This is a genomic window from Peredibacter starrii (genome assembly GCF_034259205.1).
Classification (GTDB): domain Bacteria; phylum Bdellovibrionota; class Bacteriovoracia; order Bacteriovoracales; family Bacteriovoracaceae; genus Peredibacter; species Peredibacter starrii.
Genome location: NZ_CP139487.1, coordinates 752824 through 774758 on the forward strand (window position 1 = coordinate 752824; position 21935 = coordinate 774758).

Here is a 21935-nt window from a genome sequence, read left to right on the forward strand (position 1 = left end):
AATCTTCACAAAAATTGCATCGAATGGAATGATAGGCTAGATTTCGATGAAGGAGATACAAACATGAAAATTTTTATCCTTAATATGCTTATTTTTTTTGGACTTTCGAAAGCTCAGGCTGGGGTTTCTCAGATTATCATAGAGTCAGTTGATCAATCTAAAGATGGAGTTAGTCCTGCCCAGTTCAAACCTGATTCGGATGGGACTGGATGCAGCCGCTGCTAGTAATCTTAAGTTTTCTTATGTTTCTTATCGGCTGCTCAAAGGAAGTGAATGTGATTACTGTGTCTTTGAATCCACGAGAGGCCTTCAGTAGCCTGGATCCTATGGCCATACAATATACCAATGAATTCTATCTCTTAGAGAATTTAACTACACGATTAGTTTCATTCGATGAAAATGGTGAATATCAGCTTGAGCTGGCTTCTAGTATTAATAAAATCAGCGAATACGAATACGACGTTAAAATAAGAAAGACGTATTTTAGTAATGGTGACCTCGTAACTTTGAAAGATGTGAAACATTCTATTGAGCGATCATTGCAAGGAACTTCGCACACAAATCTGAAAGATTATATAAGTGAGATCCTCTTATCTGAAGACAGCTTGAAAATAAAATTAAAAAAAGCCTCGAGATCATTTTTTTACTATCTTTCGCTCCCAGACTTAGGGATCCTTCATTCTAGTCAATATTCAAAAAAGACTCTTCTTGCCGCCGATTTTACTGCCATTTCATCCGGACCTTTTTATTACAAAATAGATGGAAGTAGTTTCAGTCTTTTGAAGAATAAGTATTATAATCTTGGAGTAGTTAATTATCCTGATGAGATTAGGTTAAGAAATCCTTTTAATGAAAATTCAATTTCACTCCTAAAGTCAGGGGATTAGACCTTGGACAGGTTAGTGTTAAGGACTTTTTGTCGGAACGGACATTGAACGAAAACTTACGTGTTATAGGGGTTCCTTCGGATTCATTAACCTATTTGTATTTTAATGAGAATGCAAAAGGTTTCAAAGATGATAAGCACCGGCTATGGATTAAAAAATTAATACTTGAAAACTTCTCAGTACCTAAATCTCTCCATCAATTTGCTCGTCGGAGTGTTCAGTATTTTCCGCCAGAGTCAAAAGCATATATACCTGAAACACAGATTGACTCGATTGTAAGGTCTAATCTTCCAGCTAGTCCTCCAAAGGACTTCCCAAAAAAAGTTATTATCCATACGTATTCAACTGTTTATAACGTAACGATTGAAAATCTTGTTAGGCAACTTGAGAAGATACCTGATGTCAAAGTTGAAATTAAAAATGATATTAAACCTGCAGACTACATTAATAAAATGAAGTCTGGGGAATTCGAAATTTTCTTGAATGTCATGTCAACGGACTTTCGGACCCCTGTTGAGGCAATTAATTTTGAATTTTTCTCTGCTGATTCTGTCCTTAGGGATAAAGATGGCAGCGTGAGTAGAAATTTTGAAAGATACCAAGCTGCACAAGATGGCATAGAGGAGATTAAAAGCCTTCAGGAGATTTCAAAGACAATCTTGTTAAGTGATCAGGTCATTCCATTGTTCCATTCTGCTATCCCGTTTGTTTACAATTCAGACAAGGTCGATCTAAGTGATTTGAATCATCTATTCATTCTGAATTTTTGGAAGATCAAGAGTGGTAGATGAAACTGAAAAATCTTGTCGATGATTTAGTTCAGAAGCATAGCCTTAAATATTATTTTTATAATAAGGAAGCATTTTCAGATTTGTATCCCGCTGCATATTTGAAGATTGATTATAAAGGAAAAAGTTACGAAGCTTGGGGCGTTTCCAAAGGAGACAAAGATTTAGCTTTCTTTAAAGCATTGGTTGAATTGATTGAAAGAATAAGTATTTCTGAAACATGTGGATATTTTTTTAAAGAGAATCGTTTTTTTGGAGAAACTGTCACTTTAACTCAAATTTCTCAAAAGTTCGCTGTTGGAACTAAGTTATTAAATTCTGACAATTCGAATGGAGCAGCTGTTCATCTTACTAAGTCGAAGGCAATAGAGTCAGGGCTCAACGAGCTGATTGAGAGGCATACAATCTTGTCTGCTCTTTATCTTAATATCCCGCCTTTGCCCTATACTGGTAAGGTAATTTGCCTTAATGTTTTGGAGAAATATAAAATTAAATTCTACTATTGGGGCTCAAACAATAGATATGTTGTAGTTGCTGTTCATCTATTGGATAACGGTGGTCTTCAATTCTCTCATGCGTGTTCCAAGAAATTAGATTCTGCTGTTTTGAAGTCATTTGAGGAGCTAACTCCAAATATAATATCGCAATTTGACAATCCCGTCGTTGTTAAGGATTTTGCTGTTAGAGAAGGAAGCATAAAGAGTTTTAATTTGTATTGGAAATATAGTGGAGATAGGCGGGTCCTTGATTTTTTTAATTCCAAGAGAGAGAGAGTTTCATCTCAAATTCCAGTGCTCAAAGATATTTATTATTCAGAAATAAATATCTCAGAGGTATTTCAAAAGATAGGCTATCCCTTTTGTTGCCTTAAAGTTATATCCCCACAAGCTCAGCAGTTATTTTTTGATAATTGGAATGAAAAGTATATTCACCCAGATATTTATATCCCCGGACGTTTACCAGCTTTCCCTCACATTATTGCCTAGCTGCTTCAATACTAGCTACTAAAGATTTCTTCAAGACGATTCAAATTCACTTTCGAATCAAACTCTCTCTTCACTTTCCCAACACCATTCTCCACAACCGCCGCATTCGGATTACCATTCTTAAAACTAGCTACAATCTTCGTCATAGCTTGAACATCAAAAGGCTTCACCAACCAGCCGGTCTTACCATCTTCAACGATCTCCGGATTTGAACTAATGTCCCAACATACTGTCGGTAGACCATATTGGAGAGTTTCAATAAGTGTATTCGCCGAACCTTCATAAAGACTCGTGAACACAAACACTTCAAGTGAATTAAAAAACGCCGGCATATCACTAACATGACCAAGAAGCTTCACTTGCTCCTGGAGCCCAGCTTCATCAATCATCTTCTGAAGATCTTTATGAAGTTCACCCTCACCAGCGATAAGAAGTTTGAAGTTCATGCCATCAGCTTTAAGAAGTTTCGCCATCTCAATCAAATATTTCTGACCTTTCTGTTCTGTCAGACGTCCAGCATTTCCAATAACAACTTCATTACCTTTCTTCTCATAAAGCTTCTTACTCTTATCAACTTCCTTCGAGGTATCCACACCATTATAGATCAGAACCATTTTATTCTCAGGAAACCAAGACTCGTTACCTTGTTTAAGACTGCGACCAATTTCCTTCGAATTCACCACAACGTGAGTCAGCACATTCGTGAACAAGAAACGGTTAAGCCACGTATTTCGAAGTGGGTGAGGCATCCCACGGCGATAAATGATTTTCTTAACACCTGCAATTCTAGCAGCTAGGCCAGCAAGCTTTAAATCCGCCGGTAAGTTAAGCACAATTGCATCCACGCCTTTAACTTTGAAGAAAACAGCCAGTGTTAAAACCTTAACTGGGTTTAAGAAGCTTAGATTTCCTACATGAAAACGAAACACATCCAGACTTTCACGCACACCTTTATTCCCAAGTTCCGAACGCATGTTCGTAAGAAGGAGAACCTTGTTACCTCTGCGAATGAATTCCTTGGCCGTCGTGAAGTGCCACTTCTCTCCGCCTCCCCAGGCCTTGTTAGAGTTAAAGAAGCAAACAGTCTTTGTCGGAGTCGTCATAATTGTCCTAAAGCTTAAAAAAATGTGGTTCGAGTCTACCGCGAGCGGTATAGGATATAAAGTATGAAAAACCTCACTTTTGCTCTGACTTTAACCATTCTCACCACTTCGGCGTCTGCAAAAGAGGTCGAAAGAGTTACCCTGATCAATCACCAAGGGAACAAAGAAGTCTTCAATCGAAATGAGAAGGGCAACATTATTGGTACGAAAAAGGTATTTAGTCCCAGAGGGTATCTCATCTCAGAAGGTAAGTTTGAAGAGGGTAAGGAGATTGGTCTTCATAAGCGCTACTTTCCTAACGGTAAAATTGAATCTCTCATCTATCACCCCGACATGCGGATCGATTACTCGGAAGATGGAAAGATCATTCAACTTGTGTGTGCTTCGGTTGCTTATCTAGAAGAAGATAAAAACCTCTGCGGCTGGAACAAAATTTCAAATGTTACAGTCAATGGTCGAAATTATACCTATGAACAAGGGAAACTCATTAAGTTCCAAGATTTCCACTCCAAGGGAAAACTCAAAACTGAGAATGTGTATCAAGGTGAGAATGAAACTCGAAAGAATTTCTATCCCTCTGGAAAATTGAAGTCCGAAAAGTTTTTGGTATCAAAAGAACTTCAGGCAGAAAAAGACTACTATGAGAATGGTAAACTCAAGGCCGAATTTAAGTACGAGCTAAAAAACGGAGAAGTTTTTTATTATAAAAAAACATACTTCGAGAACGGTAATCCAGAAGTCGAAGGAAAATTTAAACGCGATCCCAAGCACAGTTATGATCTGGCAATTGGTCTTCGTAAAACCTACTACGAAATCACTGGACTTGCTTATGAAGAGAATCATAACAACGAAGGTCAGTTAGATGGCGAAAGTATTTACTACGGAGAGAACGGACGAGTGACGATCAGACGCGTTTATAAAAACGGCGAACTCGTCAGCGAGAAAAATTTCTAATAATTCGGAATCTTTCTCATGTGGTACAAGGTCCAGTTATCATGGATTTCTTGATCAAGAATCTCCCATTCATAGAATAAATACTCTGGGAAATAAGCATCGGCCGGTCCCTCATAATCTACAATCGAACATAAAAACTCAGAAAGATAAGGCAATGTGAGCTCATAGATCTCAGCTCCACCCATCACATAAATGGTCGTGATATCATTTTGTTCGGCATACTCGAGAATCTGATTCATCGTCTGAAAATAAGCCGAATTGTTCTTACTCAGAACTAAGGCTTTTTTCGCACCTTCAATTCTCTGGCCATGATGATCAAAGTTTTTTCGTCCGACTAATACCACCTGATCTCGGATACTTTCCTTAAAATTTGCATACTCATCCGGTATGTTCCAGGGAACTTTTCCGTTGAGCCCAATTTCACGTTTTTTTCCGAGCGCCGCAATGGCAATAAACTTAACCTTCATTCTTGAGATTATACCTCGGGCGGGGTGTCATTAGTAGACGTAGGGCTACCTATTTCGTAATATTGGGGGCATGAAAATACTAATTACTGGTGGCGCAGGTTACATTGGCTCTCACGTTGTGAAGGCCCTTGGGCAGTTGGGCTACGACATTACCGTTTTTGACAACCTTTCTACTGGTCACAGAGAAGCAGTTACCTACGGCGATTTAGTTGTGGGTGATCTTTCTGATAAGGCCAAGTTGGATGAGCTTTTTAAAACTCGTAAGTTTGAAGCGGTTCTTCACTTCGCCGGAAGCATTGTAGTTCCAGACAGTGTTTCTGATCCTCTTGGCTATTACTTGAACAATACTGTGAACTCGCACTTTCTTCTGTCTCTTTGCCAGAAGTATGGCGTGAATCAATTCATTTTCTCTTCAACTGCTGCCGTATACGGCATGCCGGGTGATGGTGTTTGTCGTGAGGATTCTCCGCTTGCTCCTATCAATCCCTATGGCCAGTCAAAGCTTATGACTGAACATATGCTGAAAGATTTATCGTTTGCATCTAACTTCCGCTATGTGGCCCTAAGATACTTCAATGTATCTGGTGCTGATCCGGAAGGTAGAATTGGCCAATCATTCCCTAAAGCAACTCACTTAATTAAAGTCGCTTCAGAAACTGCCTGCGGTAAACGCGAGAAGATGGACATCTTTGGAACAGACTACGCAACTCCAGATGGAACTTGTGTGCGTGATTATATTCACGTAACTGATCTTGCCGACGCTCACGTGAAGGCGCTTGAGTATCTTGCGAAAGGTGGAAAGTCTGAAGTTCTAAACTGTGGTTATGGCCATGGCTTCAGTGTTAAAGAAGTAATCGCTCGTGTGAAAGAAATTACAGGTGTGAGCTTCACTGTCGTTGAAGGCCCTCGTCGCCCTGGAGATCCAGCAAGCCTAACGGCCAAAGCTGATCGCATCCAGCAAGTGATTGGCTGGAAACCAAAGTACGATGATCTCAACGTCATCATCAAATCCGCTTACGAGTGGGAAAAGAAAAGACCTTTCTAATGAAAAAGAAAGCTGTTGTTGTACATTCTGGTGGAATGGATTCAAGCCTCTGCCTTGCAGTGGCGATTAAAGAATTCGGCGCTGAAAATGTGCTCTCACTTTCATTTACATATAACCAACGCCATTCAATTGAACTTGCTCGCGCCATTGAAATCTCACTTCATTTCGGAGTGGATCATGTGGAACTTGATCTAAGCTGCCTTTCTCAGATTACTGAGAGTGCTCTAATTGGTCACGGCACTGCCATTGAACACAAGAAAGGCGAAACTCCGAACACGATTGTCATTGGACGAAACGGTCTTATGGCCCGACTTGCTGCCATTCACGCAAACACTCTAGGTGCTAACTGCATCTATATGGGAGTAATGGAACTGGAAAGTGCGAACTCTGGTTACCGTGATTGCTCTCGTGCTTATATGGATGTTGTGCAAACCGCTCTTCGCATGGATTTCGCGAACGATACATTTGAAATTCGCACTCCGCTGATTCTTATGAATAAAAAAGAATCAATGGAGCTTGGGTATAAGCTCGGTGTTTTAGAATACCTTCTGGAAAAAACTGTGACCTGTTACGAGGGAGTAGAGAAGGAAGGTTGTATGAAGTGCCCGGCCTGCAAGCTTCGTAATGAAGGGCTAAAGATCTTCTCTCTGGAGCATCCGGATTTCAAATACTCATACAAAGAGAAGATCCTGAATCTTATAGCTTAGTAGCGACGAACTCTTTCCACGTATCAAGCAGAAGTTCTTTAAATTCTTCGCCTTCATCATCCGTTGGCTCTTCATCAGCAAGATAGTCATCCATATCCGCAACTGTGTCTTCTAATTCATCAATCAGTTCCGCCAGGTCTTCATCGTCACAGTTTTCTGTATTCGTACCTGAAAGACTCATGGCCGTGAGGAAATAATCTAACTGATTTTTAGCAAGTTCAAGGAAACTACGAACGTCTTCTTCCGGTTGAAACATTTCAGAAAGAGCTTTCTTTAAATTGCGGCTTTGCTCGTCCCAAAGCTTACGAAGCTCGGGCTCAAGTGCTGTTCTCGCTTCTGGAACTTCCTCAAAAATTTCTTCCATCACCTTGTTAAAAGGCATTGGTTTTTCAGCACAGAGAACGCCTAAAAAGAAGGCCTTCACCTGGTCAGCGGTCAAATCTAGGTCTGTTTGATTGATAAGTTCTTGAAGTTGCATTGGAATAGTCCTCTTAGGTTTCGGTAATTATTACCAGAAACGGGCCTTTTTTCCCACCTATAAACCTTAAAAGGCCATAATCGGGCCGAGGTTTATATGAAAAACGTAGCATCATTCATGAACTTAATTTACTGGGGCACGAAAGTTACTTTGCTGCTCTATTTCTTTAAAGAAGCTATCTCGTTTATTTCTTAAACGGATCTTCCATTTTCTCGCCGTTCTGCAGACGCCAGATTTTTACTGCACGGATGAAAACGTTGTAGGCAGCGAGTGCTGAAACAACGAAACCATGAGTTCCATCTAGAATCCCCAAACGCCAGAAATAGTGACGAACAAAACGTCCAAACGGACGGAAGAAGAGATACGCCAGACCGATCTTTTTACCGGTCTTTTGGAATTTATGATAGCGATCGAAAGCTCCCCAAGTGGTGTAACGATCGGCCTTCTTGAGGTATGAAGCAAGGTCTTTGTAAGTGTAGTGAAGAAGCTTATGCTTCAAGATGCTGATCTCACCTTTCGACTCAATCTCCGCATGCACGTGCTTGTTTTGATATTTACACTCATCACGTTTAAATAAACGAATCACTTTATCCGATTGCCAGCCAGAGTAGTTGATTCTCTTATCCATGAAATTATTTCGACGATAGATCCAGAAACCAGAGTACTTCGTACCCGTTTTAAGCACGCCTTTGATTTCTTCCACGAGTTCCGGAGTGGGGCGCTCATCCGCATCCAACAGGAAGATCCAGGGATTACTTGCCTGAGGAATGGTCCAGTTCTTTTGAGAGGCAGAATGTTCATACTCACGCTGAAGGAGGCGAACCTGAGGAAATGACTTCACGATCTCAACCGTTTTATCAGTCGAAAAAGAATCAACTACAATGATCTCATCACACCAAAGAACCGATTCAATGGCGGCCTTAATGTGAACTTCTTCATTAAAAGTAGGGATGATAGCTGTGATTTTTTCCATAGTTTTTGCACTCTTGTCAGATTACAATGAGTGTAACTTATGAGTGACGCCTCGTCTAAAAATATTCTTATTATCCAAACCGCTTTCATTGGAGACACCATCCTTGCCAGCCAATTTGTACGCGCTGTCAAAGAGCAGTTTCCAAATTCCAAGATTCATTTTTTCCTTCGTAAGGGCAATGAATCAGTGATTCAAGGGCTTCCTACCATCGAGAAAACCTGGATCTGGGACAAGCAGGGCGGAAAGACGAAAAATCTTTTTAAACTCATTTCTGAGCTTCGTAAGATCAAGTTTGATATGGTCTTCAATCTTCACCGCCATTTTAATTCTGGGCTGGTGACGTCGATGATGAAATCTCCTATTAAAGTGGGCTTTAAGCAAAATCCAATGAGCTTTGCTTTCACTCATAAAGTAAATCACCAGATTCCTGATCCAAGAGGCTGGCATGAAGTTCAGAGAAATCTTGAACTTCTAAAACAAGCTGTCCCAACTCTACAGATTGTGGATAACTCAAAAAATTACAAACCTGAACTTCCGATCCAGCAGAAGAACATCGATAAGGTTTCTCAGTACATCACTGATAACTATTTTGTGGTAGCACCTGCTTCGGTGTGGTTTACCAAAGCATGGAGTGAGCACAAGTATCGTGAACTCACAGTGGAACTTGCGAAGCTAGGGAAGGTTTACTTTATCGGCGCGCCTTCTGATAAGGATCTCTGCGATCGCATTAGACAGGACAATCCAAATACTGTGAATCTTTGTGGCGGTTTAAATCTTTTAGATTCGGCCGCATTGATGAAAAATGCTCGAAGAGTATTCGTAAACGATTCAGCTCCTCTCCATCTTGCTTCTTGTGTGAATGCTAAAACGACCGCCGTGTTCTGTTCGACCATTCCTGGTTTTGGCTACACACCCCTGGCCGATGATTCAGTAGTGGTAGATGTAGGTGATTCACTATCTTGTCGACCTTGCGGTCTTCATGGTTATAAAGCTTGTCCTCTTGGACACTTTAAGTGCGCTGAAGACATCGAAATCAAGAAAGTCATGGCGACGATACACTAGGAACTATTCTTCCAAGTTCTCCACTGTCAGTTGAGAAATAGAGAAAACCATCCGGCCCAGGACGGAGATTTCTAAATCTATAACCAGCATCTGAAAATAGAATCTCTTGATTTGTTACGGTCGATCCATCGAGAGAGATTCGTCGAATCTGCCGACCTCTAAGACACGCAATATAGAGATCCCCTTGGTAAAATGTAATTCCCGATGGGGCAATGGCAGGAGTCCAGCTTGCTAAAGGATCCACAAAGCCAGGCGCACTTTGTCCTAATTCTCCTGCAGGTTCTCCTCTTGTAACTAATGGCCAGCCATAATTGTTTCCTTGCTCGATGATATTAAGTTCATCACCACCAGTGGGCCCGTGTTCTACTTCGAAGAGGTCATTCGTTCCTGGTCTGATGGCCAGTCCCTGAACATTTCGATGACCTGAACTCCAGATCTCAAGTCCACTTCCATCATCATTCATTCTGACGATCTTACCTAGAAAAGAATTCGAGTCCTGCGCGCGACTAGGTTCATTTTGATCACCTAGACTTAAAAAAACTTTTCCAGCGTCATCAAATTCGATCCTACATCCAAAGTGAATAGAGGAACTATTAGCATTATTGGCAGAGAATAATTTTTGCACATTATTGAGTGTGCTCTCATTGAGTTCACCACGTCCTAGCGCAATTGTTCGGCCTGGTTCCGAATAACAAAAATAAACCAGCTGATTAGAATCAAAGTTTGGATGTAATTCAAGATCAAGTAGACCACTTTCACCAGATGAAGAAATAGGAGGTAAGCCTGAAATATCTGAGGTTGAATTTTGATTAGGATCCCAGACGAGTAAATGGCCTGATCGTTCGGTAAAAATGATTCGCTTATCAGGAAGAAAATCAAATCCCCAGATCACATCAGATCTATCGAGAAGAACTTCTAGTTGAGTATTTTCCTGCTGAGACTGAGGAGCATCACTACCAGAATCGTTATTGCTGCAAGCGATTGCAAAAAAGAGAATGAAAATGAGAAAATGCATAACTCCTCCTGCTTAAGTTCAAGCAAGAGGAGTGCCAGAATTATTGAGAGATTCGCCCGAGTTTGCCTTCGTCCGTCGAGAAATACAGTTTCCCATCCGGTCCAGGTCTTAAGTTTCTAAAACGCCAATCAAGATTCTTATAAAGTTCATCTTGTTTAACGACCTTATTGTCCTTCATTTCCAGGCGATGAATGTGTTGACCTGAAAGTGTGGCGAGATAAATGTTTTTATTCCAAAAGGTCATGGCCGAAGGAGAGATAGAAGGAACCCAATGTTCAACTGGATTTTCCATACCTGCTTTCTGATTCCCTTCACCAATTTTCGGGCCGTAGTATTCGCGACCAAAAGTCACCACTGGCCAGCCGTAGTTCGCACCTTTTTTAATGAGATTGATTTCATCTCCTCCACGCGGGCCCATCTCGGCCTCCCATAGTTCCTGCGTCTCTTGATTCATCACAAGTCCTTGTGGACTTCTGTGACCCAATGACCAGATCTCTGGTTTTGCATCTTTAGTAGAAACAAATGGATTATCTTTTGGAACTGTTCCGTCTTCGTTGAAGCGAAGGATTTTTCCTTGATGATACTTTAGATCTTGAGCACGTTCTCTATTATCGCGATCACCGACAGTAACGAAAATGTGACCTTTGCCATCGAATTCAATGCGCGAACCAAAATGTAGATCTTCTTTGTTAGGTTCATGGGCCGAAAATAATTTCTTGAACTCAACCAGTCTGTTGTCTTGAAGTTTGGCGCGAGCAAAAGCAGTTGTCGCTTTTTCACCGACAGGTTCAGAGTAGGTGAAGTAAATGAATCCATTTGTTGGATGAACTCTAACGTCTAATAGACCACCTTGTCCGACGGCATAGACCTTAGGAAAACCTGTAATAGGGACCTCTTTTTTGGTCTTCGGATCGACCACAAAAACCTTTCCAGAGCGTTCAGTGAAGATGATTCGGCCATCCTTTAAAAAGTCGAAACCCCAGATCACGTCATCGTGATTTACCAACACTTCTGGCATGGGCTGCTTGGCGAAACTTAACGAAGAAATTACTGAAATTATTAGGATTGGAATGATTTTCATGCATCCATTTCATCATAGAAATTAATAATATCAAGCGCATAGCAATATATTAAGTTTGTCTAAACTTTAGGGGGAAAGCATACGATAAAATACTGACCTTTATCACGTTTATGAGGAATTTATGAACCTAAGTTGGAAAAGTTTTAGCTTCCGTAAGAAGACTCTCACTCTCTTAGTTGCTGCTATGATCCCGCCATGGCTGATCGTTTCTTTCTATGTTCTCCCTCTAATGAAGAAGAATATGTATGAAGATAAACAGACCGCTGTTCGCCAAACCGTGGACGTGGTTTCAAAGGCCCTTGAGCACTATCACACGCTTTATACTCAAAATGTATTGAGTGAAGAAGAAGCAAAACAAGGTGCGCTTAATCTCATCAAACAATTACGTTATTCAGAGAAAGAATATTTTTGGATCAATGATCTTCATCCAAAAATGGTGATGCATCCACTTAAGCCCGAACTGAACAATTCGGATCTTACGAATAACAAAGATCCAAATGGAAAAGCATTGTTCATGGAAATGGTAAAGCTTGTACAAACACCGGCGAACGAAGGTATCGTTGAGTACATGTGGCCCAAGCCAGGTTCACCAAAGCCAGAACCAAAAATCAGTTTCGTTCGCCAATTTAAACCTTGGAAATGGGTAGTTGGTTCAGGTGTGTATGTCGATGATATTGAAACGGCGATTTCTGCTTTCCGAATAAAAGTTTTATCGGGTTTTGCTTTTGCTTTCATCGTTGCCTACATCATTTTCTACGTCTTCACAGGACGTTTGATGGACATGCTGACTCAGACTGTTGCTGATACGACCGAGGCCGGTGGACAAGTTCTAACTGCTTCTGAAATGCTCGCGACTGCAGGTAATAATGTTGCTCAGGGTGCCACTGAATCTTCTTCTCGAATTGAGGAGTCGCTTAAATCGGTAAGTGATCTTAATACGATTGTTCAAAACAATAAGAGTCGCGCTACTGCCGCGGCCGAACTGGCCAAGAGTTCCGAAGATGGAGCACATCAAGGTACAGTTGAACTTAAAAAGCTCATCGATGCTATTAATGTGATGGCCAAGACCTCGGAAGAGATCACTAAGGCCATGAGAATTATCGATGATATCGCCTTCCAAACAAACCTTCTGGCCTTGAACGCTGCAGTTGAGGCGGCCCGTGCTGGTGAACAAGGGAAGGGCTTTGCAGTAGTAGCGGACGCTGTTAGAGGTCTTGCTTCTAAATCAGCCGAGGCCGCAAAAGAAGTTCAGACTATTGTCCAAAATAGCGTGGATCAATCCCATCTTTCGCTGAAGCTTGCCGGTAACTCGGACAAGGCATTGGATAACATTCTCTCGTTTGTTAAAAAAGTGAGTGTGCTTAACCAGGAAATTTCGGAATCCACTGAGCAGCAAACTCAAGGGATTGCTTCAATTCACGAGGCGATGGAAGCATTGAAGAATCAGTCTCATCACTTCGCTTCTGCCGCCGAAGAAACAGCAGCAACATCAGAAGAAATGTCTTCTCAAGCGAAGAACTTGCAGGAGATGGTGAATAAAATTGCCACTGAAGTAAAAGGTCGAGCGGCCTAAATCACTCTGATGAATTGCTCTTTGGGCATTCTGATTCTTGGGCCGTAAACACCTTTCTTGTCTCTCTTACCAACACTAATTGCCATTACGACCTGGGTCTTTCTCGGAAGACCCAGGATCTTTTTAATGCGATTTGAATCGTAACCTTCCATTGGACAAGTGTCGTATCCATAGGCCGAGAAACCAAGCATGATGTTTTCACAGGCCAGTGCTGTCGATTTTACCGCCCAAATTTTCATATCAGACCATGAAGTAGGTTCACGAGGAATGGGTTTAAAAAAACCAATGGCCGTGATGCCGATTTTTTTAATTACGCCCCAAATTCCAAGGAAGCCTTGAGAGTAGGCTATAGGGACAAGCTTCTCATAATAAGCACGCGCAGACTTAGGTACGTTCCCTTGATCTTCAAAGTGCTTCAACATCTGAACACGAGTTTTCTTCCATTGTTCAGGATGCGCGACAGCTACGATAATTTCTTGGGCCGTCCTGGCCGCAGGTTGATTGAAGAGTGCCTCCACCAATGATTTCTTCTTCTCAGGATTTCTCACCCAATAAAATTCCCAGCATTGAAGATTGGATGAATTAGGTGCCAGTAGTCCCCATTCCAAAACTTTTTGCACAACTTCTTCCGGCACTTTCTCATCTGTATAGACGCGTACTGATCGTCTGTTCTGCACGATGTGATCAAACTCTTCAGGAGAAGTTTGATTCATCTTTTCATGATGTTCATAGTCTGGAATTTTTGTGAGGATTTCTGCGGGATCGTTCATGTTGGTCACCTTTGTCTCATCATATGCCCCGGTTTATTTTAACGTAAAGCTTTAAGTGACGAACATTTCACTCAATGATGCTGGCCTCATTCCTGCATTCTAAAGAAACGTCAAATTTTGCAAAGGAGTGCATATGAATGAAGACATTCTAAAAGGTAAGTGGAATGAAATTAAAGGCGAGATTCGTTCACGCTGGGGCAAGTTAAATGACGACGAGCTAGAAGGGATGCGCGGCAATTTCACTTCGATTGGCGGCCTACTTCAGCAGCGCTATGGATTAAAACAAGATGAGGCTCGTGATGGATTAAATAAAATCCTTTCTCGCTTCAATTCTCGTGTAGAGGATTTTAAAGACGATCTTCGAGACGATAATTCAGCTCATCCTTAACAAAACAGGTTTCCAGCATCTTTAGCTCAGAAGATGCTGGAAATCTTCCATATTAAGTTTTCCACTGAAATACTCATCATCATCTTCCGCCATCAGATCACGGAAAAGTTCACGCTTACTCTGTTGAAGAATAAGAACTTTTTCTTCCACTGATTCTTTAATGATCGGTCGATAGACTGTGAGTTTATTTTCCTGGCCGATACGGTGAGCTCGGTCAATCGCTTGTCGCTCAACCGCCGGGTTCCACCATGGATCCATCAGGAAAATGTAACTAGCGGCAGTTAGGTTCAATCCGAACCCCCCCGCTTTAAGGGAGATTAAGAAGATCTGAGCGTCGCCATTCTGGAAAAGTTCAACTTGTTCGCCACGCTTTTTAATCGATTGAGAACCGTCGATTCGGGCCATCTTCCAGCCCGCAACTTTGATCTTGTTTTCAATCATATCGAGGTATGTGGTGAACTGAGAGAAAACGAGAGTCTTGTGACCTTCAGTCACAAGCTGCTCAAGGTTTTCCATCAAGAAATCAATCTTAGTTGAATTGAGGCTTGCTTGTTTCTGCCACAGACAAAGTTGTCTCATCTCAAGAAGAGATTTCAATACTTCACCGTAACGTTTAGCACCTGGAGCGATCATATTTGAACGAACAGCATTGAGTTTCTGCTGATATACTTCACGCTCTTCCGGAGAGAAATCAAGGAACACATGGTTCTCAATTTTTTCTGGAAGCTCTTTTAATACCTGATCTTTCGTACGTCTTAAAATGAATGGCTTAACCGTTCTACGAGCAAGAAGACGGTTCTTGTTTTTCGAAGTGGATTTCACTACACCTAAGTCACCCCATACACCAGGAACACACAGATCCATGATGTTGTAGAACTCTGAAAGGTCATTTTCCACAGGTGTACCCGTAAGACAAATACGGAACTTCGCTTTAAGTTGTCGAGCAGCGTTGGCACCGAGTGAACGGATGTTCTTTAAGTGCTGAACCTCATCGAAAATAAGAATATCAAATTCTTCCTGGCCGAGAGTCGAGAACGACTCTTTTTTCATGAGACCGTAAGAAGTCAGCACCACCTGGGCACCAGTATTGAACTCACGCTCATCTCCATAATAGATAGAGTAGGTGAGGTCAGAGAATTTCTCTAACTCGTTTTTCCAGTTATAAAGAATGGAAACCGGACAAATGATAAGAATCTTCTTGGCCTTCTCTTTCAAAGTTTGAAGCAGCATGATGGTCTGGAGAGTTTTACCAAGACCCATGTCATCCGCAAGACAAGCACCAAACTTATGCTCATACAAGAAACGAAGCCAGTTATAGCCTCCCAACTGGTAAGGTCGAGCAATATCAACAAAGCGAGGATGCACATCATATTGAGGCATATCCTGCATCGTCATGATCTTTTCGCAGAACTTTTCTTCTTCTTCCGTCAGAGCACCTTCAATACCTAAACGTTTAAGTTCAAATAATTCAAAGATTCGAGAACGCTGAAGGAAAAGACCAAAGCGCGAAAGTCCTTTTGAAGACTCTTTCTTTTCGCCTTCAAACTTCGTATAGCGCTTCATAAAGCGCAAAAGATCTTTTTGTTCGTCAGAAAGAAGAACCAGACCTTTGCTTGAAAGCAGGAAGTTATCTGTGATCTCAGCGTTCTTAATGACATCAAGATCATCATCATTAACAATCAGATCCAGCTGAAACCAATCGAGCTTTTCTTTGTTTCTCTCGAAACGAATGCTGCTCTTCCATGTACGAATCTGCTGTTGATCGTAGAAAATAGGAATTTTAAGCGGAGTGAGCTGCTGATAAAAGTTCGCAACACCCTCAAGTAAATTATTTTTAGGAATCTGGAATACGATCTTACGGTCTTCTTTAAAGTAGAACGAAGTCTTGAATCCAATTTCACCAAAACTATCCAGGAAGGCCAGGAACACCTTACGGAAGGTCTTAGTGTTAAGCATGAAGATTTTTTTAAAGGCCGGATCAAAGAACGGAAGCTCGTCATCTTTCATGATAAGAGAGATCCATTCCGACATGAGGTTCTTCTTCGAAGCAGTATGGAGATACTTTTTATGGAAGAAGGTCTCGCGATCAAAGTCTTCAATCAAGGTCTTAAAGAAAAGAATCGCATCATTTTTAGTTCTGAAGCTTCCGGCCCACCCTTGCTCACTTACAAAAAGAAGGAACGGAGAAGGCATAGGTACTAATTTCTGATCAGCTGTGAATAGTTCCAGCTCAAGATTCAGGAAACTCTTTCTGGGAGATGGATTAATCGAAAAACGATACTCCATATCTTCCACTGGGAAGCTTTCCCACGCTTCACCCTCAATCAGAATGTCGCCAGTTCCTTTGTCACGAAGAGGAAGGAAAAGACGAATCAGATCCTGAACGTCTCCAATCACATCTGTGAGTTTTAGTTTTGAAACTAGTTCACGTAAATCGTTGGGAAGATCAAAGGCCTCACCCGTTTTCCAGTTGAAGAGATAAAGCACGTCAAAGATAGAAACTTCTTTAACCGTATTATCACCATCGACCCAGCTAAACTGATAAGTGAACTTTTCATCTACATAAAGAACATCGCGATACTCTTCAAACTCAGAGGCGCGAATAAGATTTACCAGAAGCTTCCCCTTCCACTTTGATGGAGCAGGGAAGTTTACCACTTTACGATTAGTGAGGGTGTATTGAAGCGAGCTAAACGTTGAGTTCATCTTCGCACCAGGAATACTTGGTGCCGCTTTCATCAGAGTTCCGTAACGTTCTACGTGAACACCTTCTTGTGCCATGAGGCTCAGAGAAATAGGTTGGCCACCAGTTTGTTCCTGCTTATCTTGGAGATCAGAGAACTTAATTAAAAGACTGGCAGTATGGTGACAAGCCTTTTCCGGACTCCAAAGTTTACAAGTACATTGAGTCGTTAATTTCTCAACTCCTTCAACTCGCTTGAAACTAATTTTGGATTCGTAGTTCGTGTTGTTTTCAGCAACGATTCCCGAAACGATGAAGTAAGTTTCAAAACTTCCCTTCATGAATGAGAGAGAAACTCTTCCTTGTTCAACCATCTTCTGAGCGAGAAAAACTGTCGCAGCTTCAAAGCTTCTTTGAATGAGTGCCTGAACCGGAGAATTATTATTCGTATATTCCATATGCCCTAGCTTCTAAAAGATTAGTATAGGGCAATTTCTGTTAAATGGCAGGTTATTTACTCATGAAAAAAAAGGCCCTCTCGCGAGGGCCTTGATTTTTAGTTGTCTAGGTAAGACTTAAGGAGCTTAGCTCTCGACGGGTGACGAAGCTTTCTAAGTGCTTTCGCCTCGATCTGACGAATACGTTCACGTGTAACGAAGAAATCCTGACCAACTTCTTCAAGAGTATGGTCTGACTTCTCACCGATACCGAAACGCATACGAAGAACTTTTTCTTCTCTTGGAGTAAGAGTAGAAAGTACCGAACGAGTCTGTTCAGAAAGAGTCACGCTCATCACAGCGTCAGCTGGAGAGATGATCTTCTTATCTTCAATGAAGTCACCAAGTGATGAATCTTCTTCCTCACCGATTGGAGTTTCAAGAGAGATGGGCTCTTTCGAGATCTTGAACACTTTTTTAACTTTATCTACAGAAAGCTCCATCTTCTCAGCGATCTCTTCCGGAGTTGGTTCACGACCAAGCTCTTGGATAAGCTGACGAGAAGTACGAGCTAGCTTGTTGATTGTCTCGATCATGTGAACCGGAATACGGATCGTACGACCCTGATCCGCGATGGCACGAGTGATCGCCTGACGAATCCACCAAGTAGCATAAGTCGAGAACTTATAACCACGACGGTATTCGAATTTATCAACCGCTTTCATAAGACCGATGTTTCCTTCCTGGATTAGATCCAAGAACTGAAGACCACGGTTTGTGTATTTCTTAGAGATTGAAACTACGAGACGAAGGTTGGCCTCAACAAGTTGAGACTTCGCTTTATCGGCCTTTTCCTCTCCCGTTACGATGATGTTGTACACCGACTGGATATCTTCGAATGCCATACCGGCGTCAATTGCAAGACGACGAAGCTTACGAAGGATATCTTCCTGAGTACGGATCATTTGTTCGATTTTCGCGTCTGTAGTGAAAAGGTTACGAGCAAGCTCGCGCTTGAACGTATCATCTTCCATTAGACGGTCATAAAGAACTTTATAGGCGTCATCGTTGGCAACTTCGAGGAACTTGTAGATACGCTCTTGTTGCTCGTAAAGTTCACGGAACTGAAGGTAGTAAGACTTAACCGGCTCAGTGAACGAGTTAATGATCTTACGGTTGAACGTTAGATCAACAAGCTCGTTGCCGACCTTGTCCATGATCTTCTGTTCTTCTTTTTCCATTTTCTTCAGCGTTCCGTCTTCGTTAACGATCTGGCTTAGAAGATCTTTAACGTGTTCAACTACTGCGAAAATACGGTCACGTGTTTCGTGAATTTCTTTTTCTTGTGATTCATCATCAAGACCACGAACGAGATCTTTTACGAATTCGTTCTGCTCTTCAGCTTGAATCACTTTGTTTTTAAGTTTAACGATCTCTTCAAGAGCGTGTTTAGACTTTAGACATGAAAGAACGATTTCTTTTTCACCTTCCTCGATCTCTTTTGCGATTTTTACTTCGCCTTCACGAGTGAGAAGGGCAACAGAACCCATTTTTTTCAAGTATAGCTTAACCGGGTCGCTCGAAGACGCGCGAAGCTCAGCTTCTTCGTCAACCGATAGAGGATCTTCAGCAACTTCTGTGCTGGCCTTCTCAGCTTCCTCTTCATCAACTTCCGGTGTTTTCACCAGAATGCGGGCCTCTTCAATTTTGTCCATGATCTGATCAAGCGATGCCGGGTCAACGATGTTGGCCGGAATTGCGTCATTGATCTCTTCAGGAGTCAGATACGTCTGATCCTTACCTTTCATGACGAGACGAGAGAATTCCCGTGAGTTTAAAAATGCGACAACTACTGACATAGTATCTCCTAGAACTTAGGGCACTGTATTTTTGAGATTCAAAATCTCTTTATCTACCTTTGAGATTTCGCTCAAAATAAGATCAACTTCATTTTGCGTTTGCGAGGACTGCTGACGAACGACGAGTTCTTTGCGCTTTATCTTCAACTGGTCCATCCGTAGCATTAAGTGATAATCCTTCAACATCCGCTGAATCACTTTCTCGTTATATTTATTTCCATAGTGGAAAAGAGCATCAGTTCCAATGTCGACCATTTCTTTTGAATAGCCTCCGTACTGAAGTTCATCTTGAACAATCGACACATATTCCGCATCGTCGATTTCCAAATAAATTTTAACGAGCCATTGAATTAGTTTTTTTACCTCAACATGCCCAATAGTGGCAAGAAATTCATCTGCTTTCAAGTGCGTCAAGAACTCGGGATGACAGAGGATTTCTCGAATGAAGACCCTCTCGCTCTTGCTAGGAGGCAGGAGTACTTGACTTGCAATTTGAGTATGCAATTTCCGGGCCTCTTCCTCGTTTTCCAGAAGAATTTCTTCGTTTTCTTGAATTTTCGGTCTCTCTACAGTCTGAGGAACCTTTTCTTTTTGGCGACTTAGAAATTCTTTATAGCTATCCAAGATCGTGGCAGAGTCCGATCGTAGCCCTAGGCTTTTTGCCGCATTAACGATTCTTTCTGTGGCAGAAAGGTGTTCTTTCAAAGGAGATACCACTTCGAAAATGCGATGCAGGGTATTAAGTTTTAGATCGGTATTCTCTGGAATTGGAGAAGGCATGAGCTCCTGGATCAAGACGTCCAGGTAGATCGGAGCTTTTTCAATTCGCTCTAAAAGCGCCAAACGGCCTTCTTTTATGAGGAACTCATCCGGATCCTTATGCGGCTCAAAGGTCAAATATTTTGGCAGGACATTCACGCCAAGGAATTCTGCATTGATTCGTGCCATGGCCTTTTTACCGGCATTATCAGAATCCAATGCGAGGAAAATATTCTTCGTCATATTGGTCAGAAGACGAACAGATTGCTCAGACAACGCGGTTCCCATGGTCCCCACCGTTTGCTGAAATCCATACTGGTGCATCGTAATAACGTCGATGTTACCTTCTACCAGGATGACTTGATCGCTTTGTCGAATGGCATTCTTTCCAAAGCCAAATCCGAAGAGAATAGAGCCTTTGTTGAAAATGAATGAATCGAAAGAGTTGATATATTTTGCAACGTGATCAGTAACAGTACGGGCACTGTAGCCGCGAATCTGTCCTGAATGATCGTGAATAGGGAACATGACTCTTTCTCTAAACTGATCGTAGATGCTATTTTTTTCTTCATTGAATCGAATGATGCCAATTTCTTTAGCGACTTGACGGGCGAAATCACCATCGGCACCGGGTAGGGAATCTAAATAGTGGAAGAGGGCATTGTTCGCTGGAGCGTAGCCAATTTGCCATTGCTCAACAGTCTCGGGAGCAAGTTTTCGCTTCTCGATGAACTCCGTATAAAGTTGAGGATTTTGAGAAGCAACCTTCTTATAAAGTTTGGCCGAGGCATTTAGTACTCTCAGGGCCATTTCAATTTTTGGATTTTTCTTTTTTTCTTTTTGTTCTTCAAATGGCAGACCAAGAATACCGGCGATCTCTCGAAGAGCATCTACGAACTCAATGCGCTTAAATTCTTTTACGAATGTAATCGCATCACCACCAGCACCGCACACGAAGCATTTGTACATGCCTTTGCCGTCGTTCACTTTGAGTGATGGTTTGGTATCCGGGTGGAAAGGACAAATCCCTTCAAGATTGGCCCCACGCTTGTTCAAGGACATATAGTGCGACAGCACCATAGAAATTGGCGAATCTTTGATCCGGTCTTTCAACTCTTCAAAGGCCACGTTTATCCTTAGATCTTGCGTAGTACGATCGATTTAATCAATGTTCCCTGAGACAAGAATATCTTTTCAAACTTCGTCGTGAATTGCGATAGAAAATGTTCTGGATATTCATTACGCAGGTCACGAGACTGAAGCAGAATCTCAAAACGTTTTTCATCTTTAAGATGCTCAAGCATCCAGTCGAAGTAGCCATCGTGATCGGTCTTCACGAAAAGCGTTCCACCTGGCTTAAGCACTTTGGCACAAGCGTTCAAAAATGGTTTTTGAAACAAACGCTTCTTGTGGTGACGAGTTTTGGGCCACGGATCCGGGAAGAAGTAGAAAACCGATTGTACTTCATTCTCCTGGAACATGAATTCCAGACGCTCGCCGCGAGCACGAAGATAGCGGAAGTTTTTGTGTTCAAGTTTATCCAGTTTTTTGGCAACACTGAAGCTGCGCTTGAAACGGTGATCAAGACCGATGAAATTCACGTCGGGATATTTTTGACAATATTCCATCATGAATTCGCCGTAACCTGTTCCGATCTCAACTTCGATAGGTTTTTCGTTTTTGAAGAGCTGACCCCATTTACCAACATTGCTTTCAGCTTCTTCGTCACGAAGAACGAAAGAATCGAAGACCTCGAGCTTGTCGTGGTAAGGATTGTCGTGGGTGTACTTAAAATCAGAACGATAAGCGAAGTTATCTTCTAAGGTTTTTCTGGCCGGTTTTTCAATTGTCATAGAGGGGAAATAGCAAAAAAACACGTTGCAGTAAATAAAAAAGCCCTTCCGATTAAGGAAGGGCCTT

The 21935-nt window shown here is 41.8% G+C and carries 21 protein-coding genes and 1 pseudogene; 10 read left to right on the top strand and 12 right to left on the bottom strand.

All coding sequences use genetic code 11. From position 1 onward, the window contains the following. Positions 1-63: 63 nt before the first annotated feature. From SOO65_RS03770 to SOO65_RS03785, 4 genes are read left to right on the top strand one after another with little or no spacing between them, the layout of a single operon-like run. Entirely contained in the window at positions 64-225 is a 162-nt protein-coding gene (locus SOO65_RS03770) for a hypothetical protein (RefSeq protein ID WP_321397165.1), read from the top strand. Between the two features lie 50 nt (positions 226-275). Continuing rightward, positions 276-887, top strand: coding sequence for an ABC transporter substrate-binding protein (locus SOO65_RS03775; RefSeq protein ID WP_321397168.1), 612 nt, complete (start codon positions 276-278; stop codon positions 885-887). A gap of 44 nt (positions 888-931) precedes the next feature. After that, positions 932-1678, top strand: a complete 747-nt coding sequence (locus SOO65_RS03780; protein WP_321397170.1) for a hypothetical protein — start codon at positions 932-934, stop codon at positions 1676-1678. Continuing rightward, the gene (locus tag SOO65_RS03785; RefSeq protein WP_321397175.1) at positions 1675-2661 is read left to right on the top strand and encodes a YcaO-like family protein; all 987 of its coding nucleotides are present in this window, start codon (positions 1675-1677) and stop codon (positions 2659-2661) included. The genes SOO65_RS03780 and SOO65_RS03785 overlap by 4 nt, the downstream gene beginning before the upstream one ends. A gap of 11 nt (positions 2662-2672) precedes the next feature. Here the strand turns inward: SOO65_RS03785 and SOO65_RS03790 are convergent, their stop codons facing one another. After that, positions 2673-3764 (bottom strand): glycosyltransferase, encoded by a 1092-nt coding sequence (locus tag SOO65_RS03790; RefSeq protein ID WP_321397178.1) that lies wholly within the window; start codon positions 3762-3764, stop codon positions 2673-2675. A gap of 63 nt (positions 3765-3827) precedes the next feature. Between SOO65_RS03790 and SOO65_RS03795 the strand changes: the two genes are divergently transcribed. Then, positions 3828-4718, top strand: coding sequence for a toxin-antitoxin system YwqK family antitoxin (locus tag SOO65_RS03795; RefSeq protein ID WP_321397181.1), 891 nt, complete (start codon positions 3828-3830; stop codon positions 4716-4718). Here SOO65_RS03795 and SOO65_RS03800 read toward each other — a convergent pair. Next, positions 4715-5185, bottom strand: coding sequence for a dihydrofolate reductase (locus SOO65_RS03800; protein ID WP_321397184.1), 471 nt, complete (start codon positions 5183-5185; stop codon positions 4715-4717). The two genes, SOO65_RS03795 and SOO65_RS03800, sit on opposite strands and share 4 nt — an antisense overlap. Before the next feature lie 70 nt (positions 5186-5255). On the opposite strand from SOO65_RS03800, the gene galE reads away from it, so the two are divergent. Beyond that, on the top strand, positions 5256-6230 hold the full coding sequence (gene galE, locus SOO65_RS03805; RefSeq protein WP_321397187.1) for a UDP-glucose 4-epimerase GalE: 975 nt from the start codon (positions 5256-5258) through the stop codon (positions 6228-6230). Next, entirely contained in the window at positions 6230-6937 is a 708-nt protein-coding gene (gene queC, locus SOO65_RS03810; protein ID WP_321397190.1) for a 7-cyano-7-deazaguanine synthase QueC, read from the top strand. Before galE ends, queC begins: the two co-directional genes overlap by 1 nt. Here the strand turns inward: queC and SOO65_RS03815 are convergent. Next, entirely contained in the window at positions 6927-7415 is a 489-nt protein-coding gene (locus SOO65_RS03815; RefSeq protein WP_321397193.1) for a UPF0149 family protein, read from the bottom strand. The genes queC and SOO65_RS03815 overlap by 11 nt on opposite strands. A gap of 184 nt (positions 7416-7599) precedes the next feature. After that, entirely contained in the window at positions 7600-8388 is a 789-nt protein-coding gene (locus SOO65_RS03820; RefSeq protein WP_321397196.1) for a glycosyltransferase family 2 protein, read from the bottom strand. A 39-nt stretch (positions 8389-8427) separates the two neighbouring features. Here SOO65_RS03820 and SOO65_RS03825 point away from each other — a divergent pair, with 39 nt between their 5' ends. Further along, a complete protein-coding gene (locus SOO65_RS03825) occupies positions 8428-9450 on the top strand; it encodes a glycosyltransferase family 9 protein (RefSeq protein WP_321397199.1) in 1023 nt (340 codons plus the stop codon). Here SOO65_RS03825 and SOO65_RS03830 read toward each other — a convergent pair. Both SOO65_RS03830 and SOO65_RS03835 read right to left on the bottom strand, forming a co-directional pair. After that, positions 9431-10465 (bottom strand): PQQ-dependent sugar dehydrogenase, encoded by a 1035-nt coding sequence (locus tag SOO65_RS03830; RefSeq protein ID WP_321397202.1) that lies wholly within the window; start codon positions 10463-10465, stop codon positions 9431-9433. The two genes, SOO65_RS03825 and SOO65_RS03830, sit on opposite strands and share 20 nt — an antisense overlap. A gap of 40 nt (positions 10466-10505) precedes the next feature. Beyond that, positions 10506-11546 carry a PQQ-dependent sugar dehydrogenase gene (locus tag SOO65_RS03835; protein ID WP_321397206.1) on the bottom strand — a complete coding sequence of 347 codons (1041 nt, stop codon included), beginning with the start codon at positions 11544-11546 and terminating at the stop codon, positions 10506-10508. A 121-nt stretch (positions 11547-11667) separates the two neighbouring features. On the opposite strand from SOO65_RS03835, the gene SOO65_RS03840 reads away from it, so the two are divergent. After that, positions 11668-13119, top strand: coding sequence for a methyl-accepting chemotaxis protein (locus SOO65_RS03840; protein WP_321397209.1), 1452 nt, complete (start codon positions 11668-11670; stop codon positions 13117-13119). Here the strand turns inward: SOO65_RS03840 and SOO65_RS03845 are convergent. Continuing rightward, a complete protein-coding gene (locus SOO65_RS03845) occupies positions 13116-13889 on the bottom strand; it encodes a nitroreductase family protein (protein ID WP_321397212.1) in 774 nt (257 codons plus the stop codon). The genes SOO65_RS03840 and SOO65_RS03845 overlap by 4 nt on opposite strands. A gap of 133 nt (positions 13890-14022) precedes the next feature. Here SOO65_RS03845 and SOO65_RS03850 point away from each other — a divergent pair, with 133 nt between their 5' ends. Continuing rightward, complete coding sequence (locus SOO65_RS03850; protein ID WP_321397214.1) at positions 14023-14277, top strand: CsbD family protein; 255 nt, start codon at positions 14023-14025, stop codon at positions 14275-14277. Between the two features lie 21 nt (positions 14278-14298). Here SOO65_RS03850 and SOO65_RS03855 read toward each other — a convergent pair whose 3' ends face one another. The 5 genes and pseudogenes from SOO65_RS03855 to trmB form a co-directional block, all read right to left on the bottom strand. Then, positions 14299-17418 (bottom strand): DEAD/DEAH box helicase, encoded by a 3120-nt coding sequence (locus SOO65_RS03855; RefSeq protein WP_321397217.1) that lies wholly within the window; start codon positions 17416-17418, stop codon positions 14299-14301. Positions 17419-17516: 98 nt separating this feature from the next. Further along, the gene (gene rpoD / locus SOO65_RS03860) at positions 17517-18947 is read right to left on the bottom strand and encodes an RNA polymerase sigma factor RpoD (protein ID WP_407676996.1); all 1431 of its coding nucleotides are present in this window, start codon (positions 18945-18947) and stop codon (positions 17517-17519) included. Then, a pseudogene (locus tag SOO65_RS20770) lies at positions 18921-19256 on the bottom strand (RNA polymerase sigma factor region1.1 domain-containing protein); the annotation flags it as partial. The pseudogene SOO65_RS20770 and the gene rpoD, both read right to left, overlap by 27 nt. Positions 19257-19271: 15 nt before the next feature. Then, positions 19272-21143, bottom strand: a complete 1872-nt coding sequence (dnaG, locus tag SOO65_RS03865; protein ID WP_321397223.1) for a DNA primase — start codon at positions 21141-21143, stop codon at positions 19272-19274. Positions 21144-21151: 8 nt separating this feature from the next. After that, on the bottom strand, positions 21152-21868 hold the full coding sequence (trmB, locus tag SOO65_RS03870; RefSeq protein WP_321397228.1) for a tRNA (guanosine(46)-N7)-methyltransferase TrmB: 717 nt from the start codon (positions 21866-21868) through the stop codon (positions 21152-21154). Positions 21869-21935 lie beyond the last annotated feature (67 nt).

Excerpts from the sequence above, each read along its gene's own strand:
- SOO65_RS03770 (WP_321397165.1), top strand. The coding sequence starts at position 64 with ATGAAAATTTTTATCCTTAATATGCTTATTTTTTTTGGACTTTCGAAA.
- SOO65_RS03785 (WP_321397175.1), top strand. The coding sequence starts at position 1,675 with ATGAAACTGAAAAATCTTGTCGATGATTTAGTTCAGAAGCATAGCCTT.
- SOO65_RS03790 (WP_321397178.1), bottom strand. The coding sequence starts at position 3,764 with ATGACGACTCCGACAAAGACTGTTTGCTTCTTTAACTCTAACAAGGCC.
- SOO65_RS03795 (WP_321397181.1), top strand. The coding sequence starts at position 3,828 with ATGAAAAACCTCACTTTTGCTCTGACTTTAACCATTCTCACCACTTCG.
- SOO65_RS03800 (WP_321397184.1), bottom strand. The coding sequence starts at position 5,185 with ATGAAGGTTAAGTTTATTGCCATTGCGGCGCTCGGAAAAAAACGTGAA.
- galE (WP_321397187.1), top strand. The coding sequence starts at position 5,256 with ATGAAAATACTAATTACTGGTGGCGCAGGTTACATTGGCTCTCACGTT.
- queC (WP_321397190.1), top strand. The coding sequence starts at position 6,230 with ATGAAAAAGAAAGCTGTTGTTGTACATTCTGGTGGAATGGATTCAAGC.
- SOO65_RS03815 (WP_321397193.1), bottom strand. The coding sequence starts at position 7,415 with ATGCAACTTCAAGAACTTATCAATCAAACAGACCTAGATTTGACCGCT.
- SOO65_RS03820 (WP_321397196.1), bottom strand. The coding sequence starts at position 8,388 with ATGGAAAAAATCACAGCTATCATCCCTACTTTTAATGAAGAAGTTCAC.
- SOO65_RS03825 (WP_321397199.1), top strand. The coding sequence starts at position 8,428 with ATGAGTGACGCCTCGTCTAAAAATATTCTTATTATCCAAACCGCTTTC.
- SOO65_RS03830 (WP_321397202.1), bottom strand. The coding sequence starts at position 10,465 with ATGCATTTTCTCATTTTCATTCTCTTTTTTGCAATCGCTTGCAGCAAT.
- SOO65_RS03835 (WP_321397206.1), bottom strand. The coding sequence starts at position 11,546 with ATGAAAATCATTCCAATCCTAATAATTTCAGTAATTTCTTCGTTAAGT.
- SOO65_RS03840 (WP_321397209.1), top strand. The coding sequence starts at position 11,668 with ATGAACCTAAGTTGGAAAAGTTTTAGCTTCCGTAAGAAGACTCTCACT.
- SOO65_RS03845 (WP_321397212.1), bottom strand. The coding sequence starts at position 13,889 with ATGAACGATCCCGCAGAAATCCTCACAAAAATTCCAGACTATGAACAT.
- SOO65_RS03850 (WP_321397214.1), top strand. The coding sequence starts at position 14,023 with ATGAATGAAGACATTCTAAAAGGTAAGTGGAATGAAATTAAAGGCGAG.
- SOO65_RS03855 (WP_321397217.1), bottom strand. The coding sequence starts at position 17,418 with ATGGAATATACGAATAATAATTCTCCGGTTCAGGCACTCATTCAAAGA.
- rpoD (WP_407676996.1), bottom strand. The coding sequence starts at position 18,947 with ATGGGTTCTGTTGCCCTTCTCACTCGTGAAGGCGAAGTAAAAATCGCA.
- trmB (WP_321397228.1), bottom strand. The coding sequence starts at position 21,868 with ATGACAATTGAAAAACCGGCCAGAAAAACCTTAGAAGATAACTTCGCT.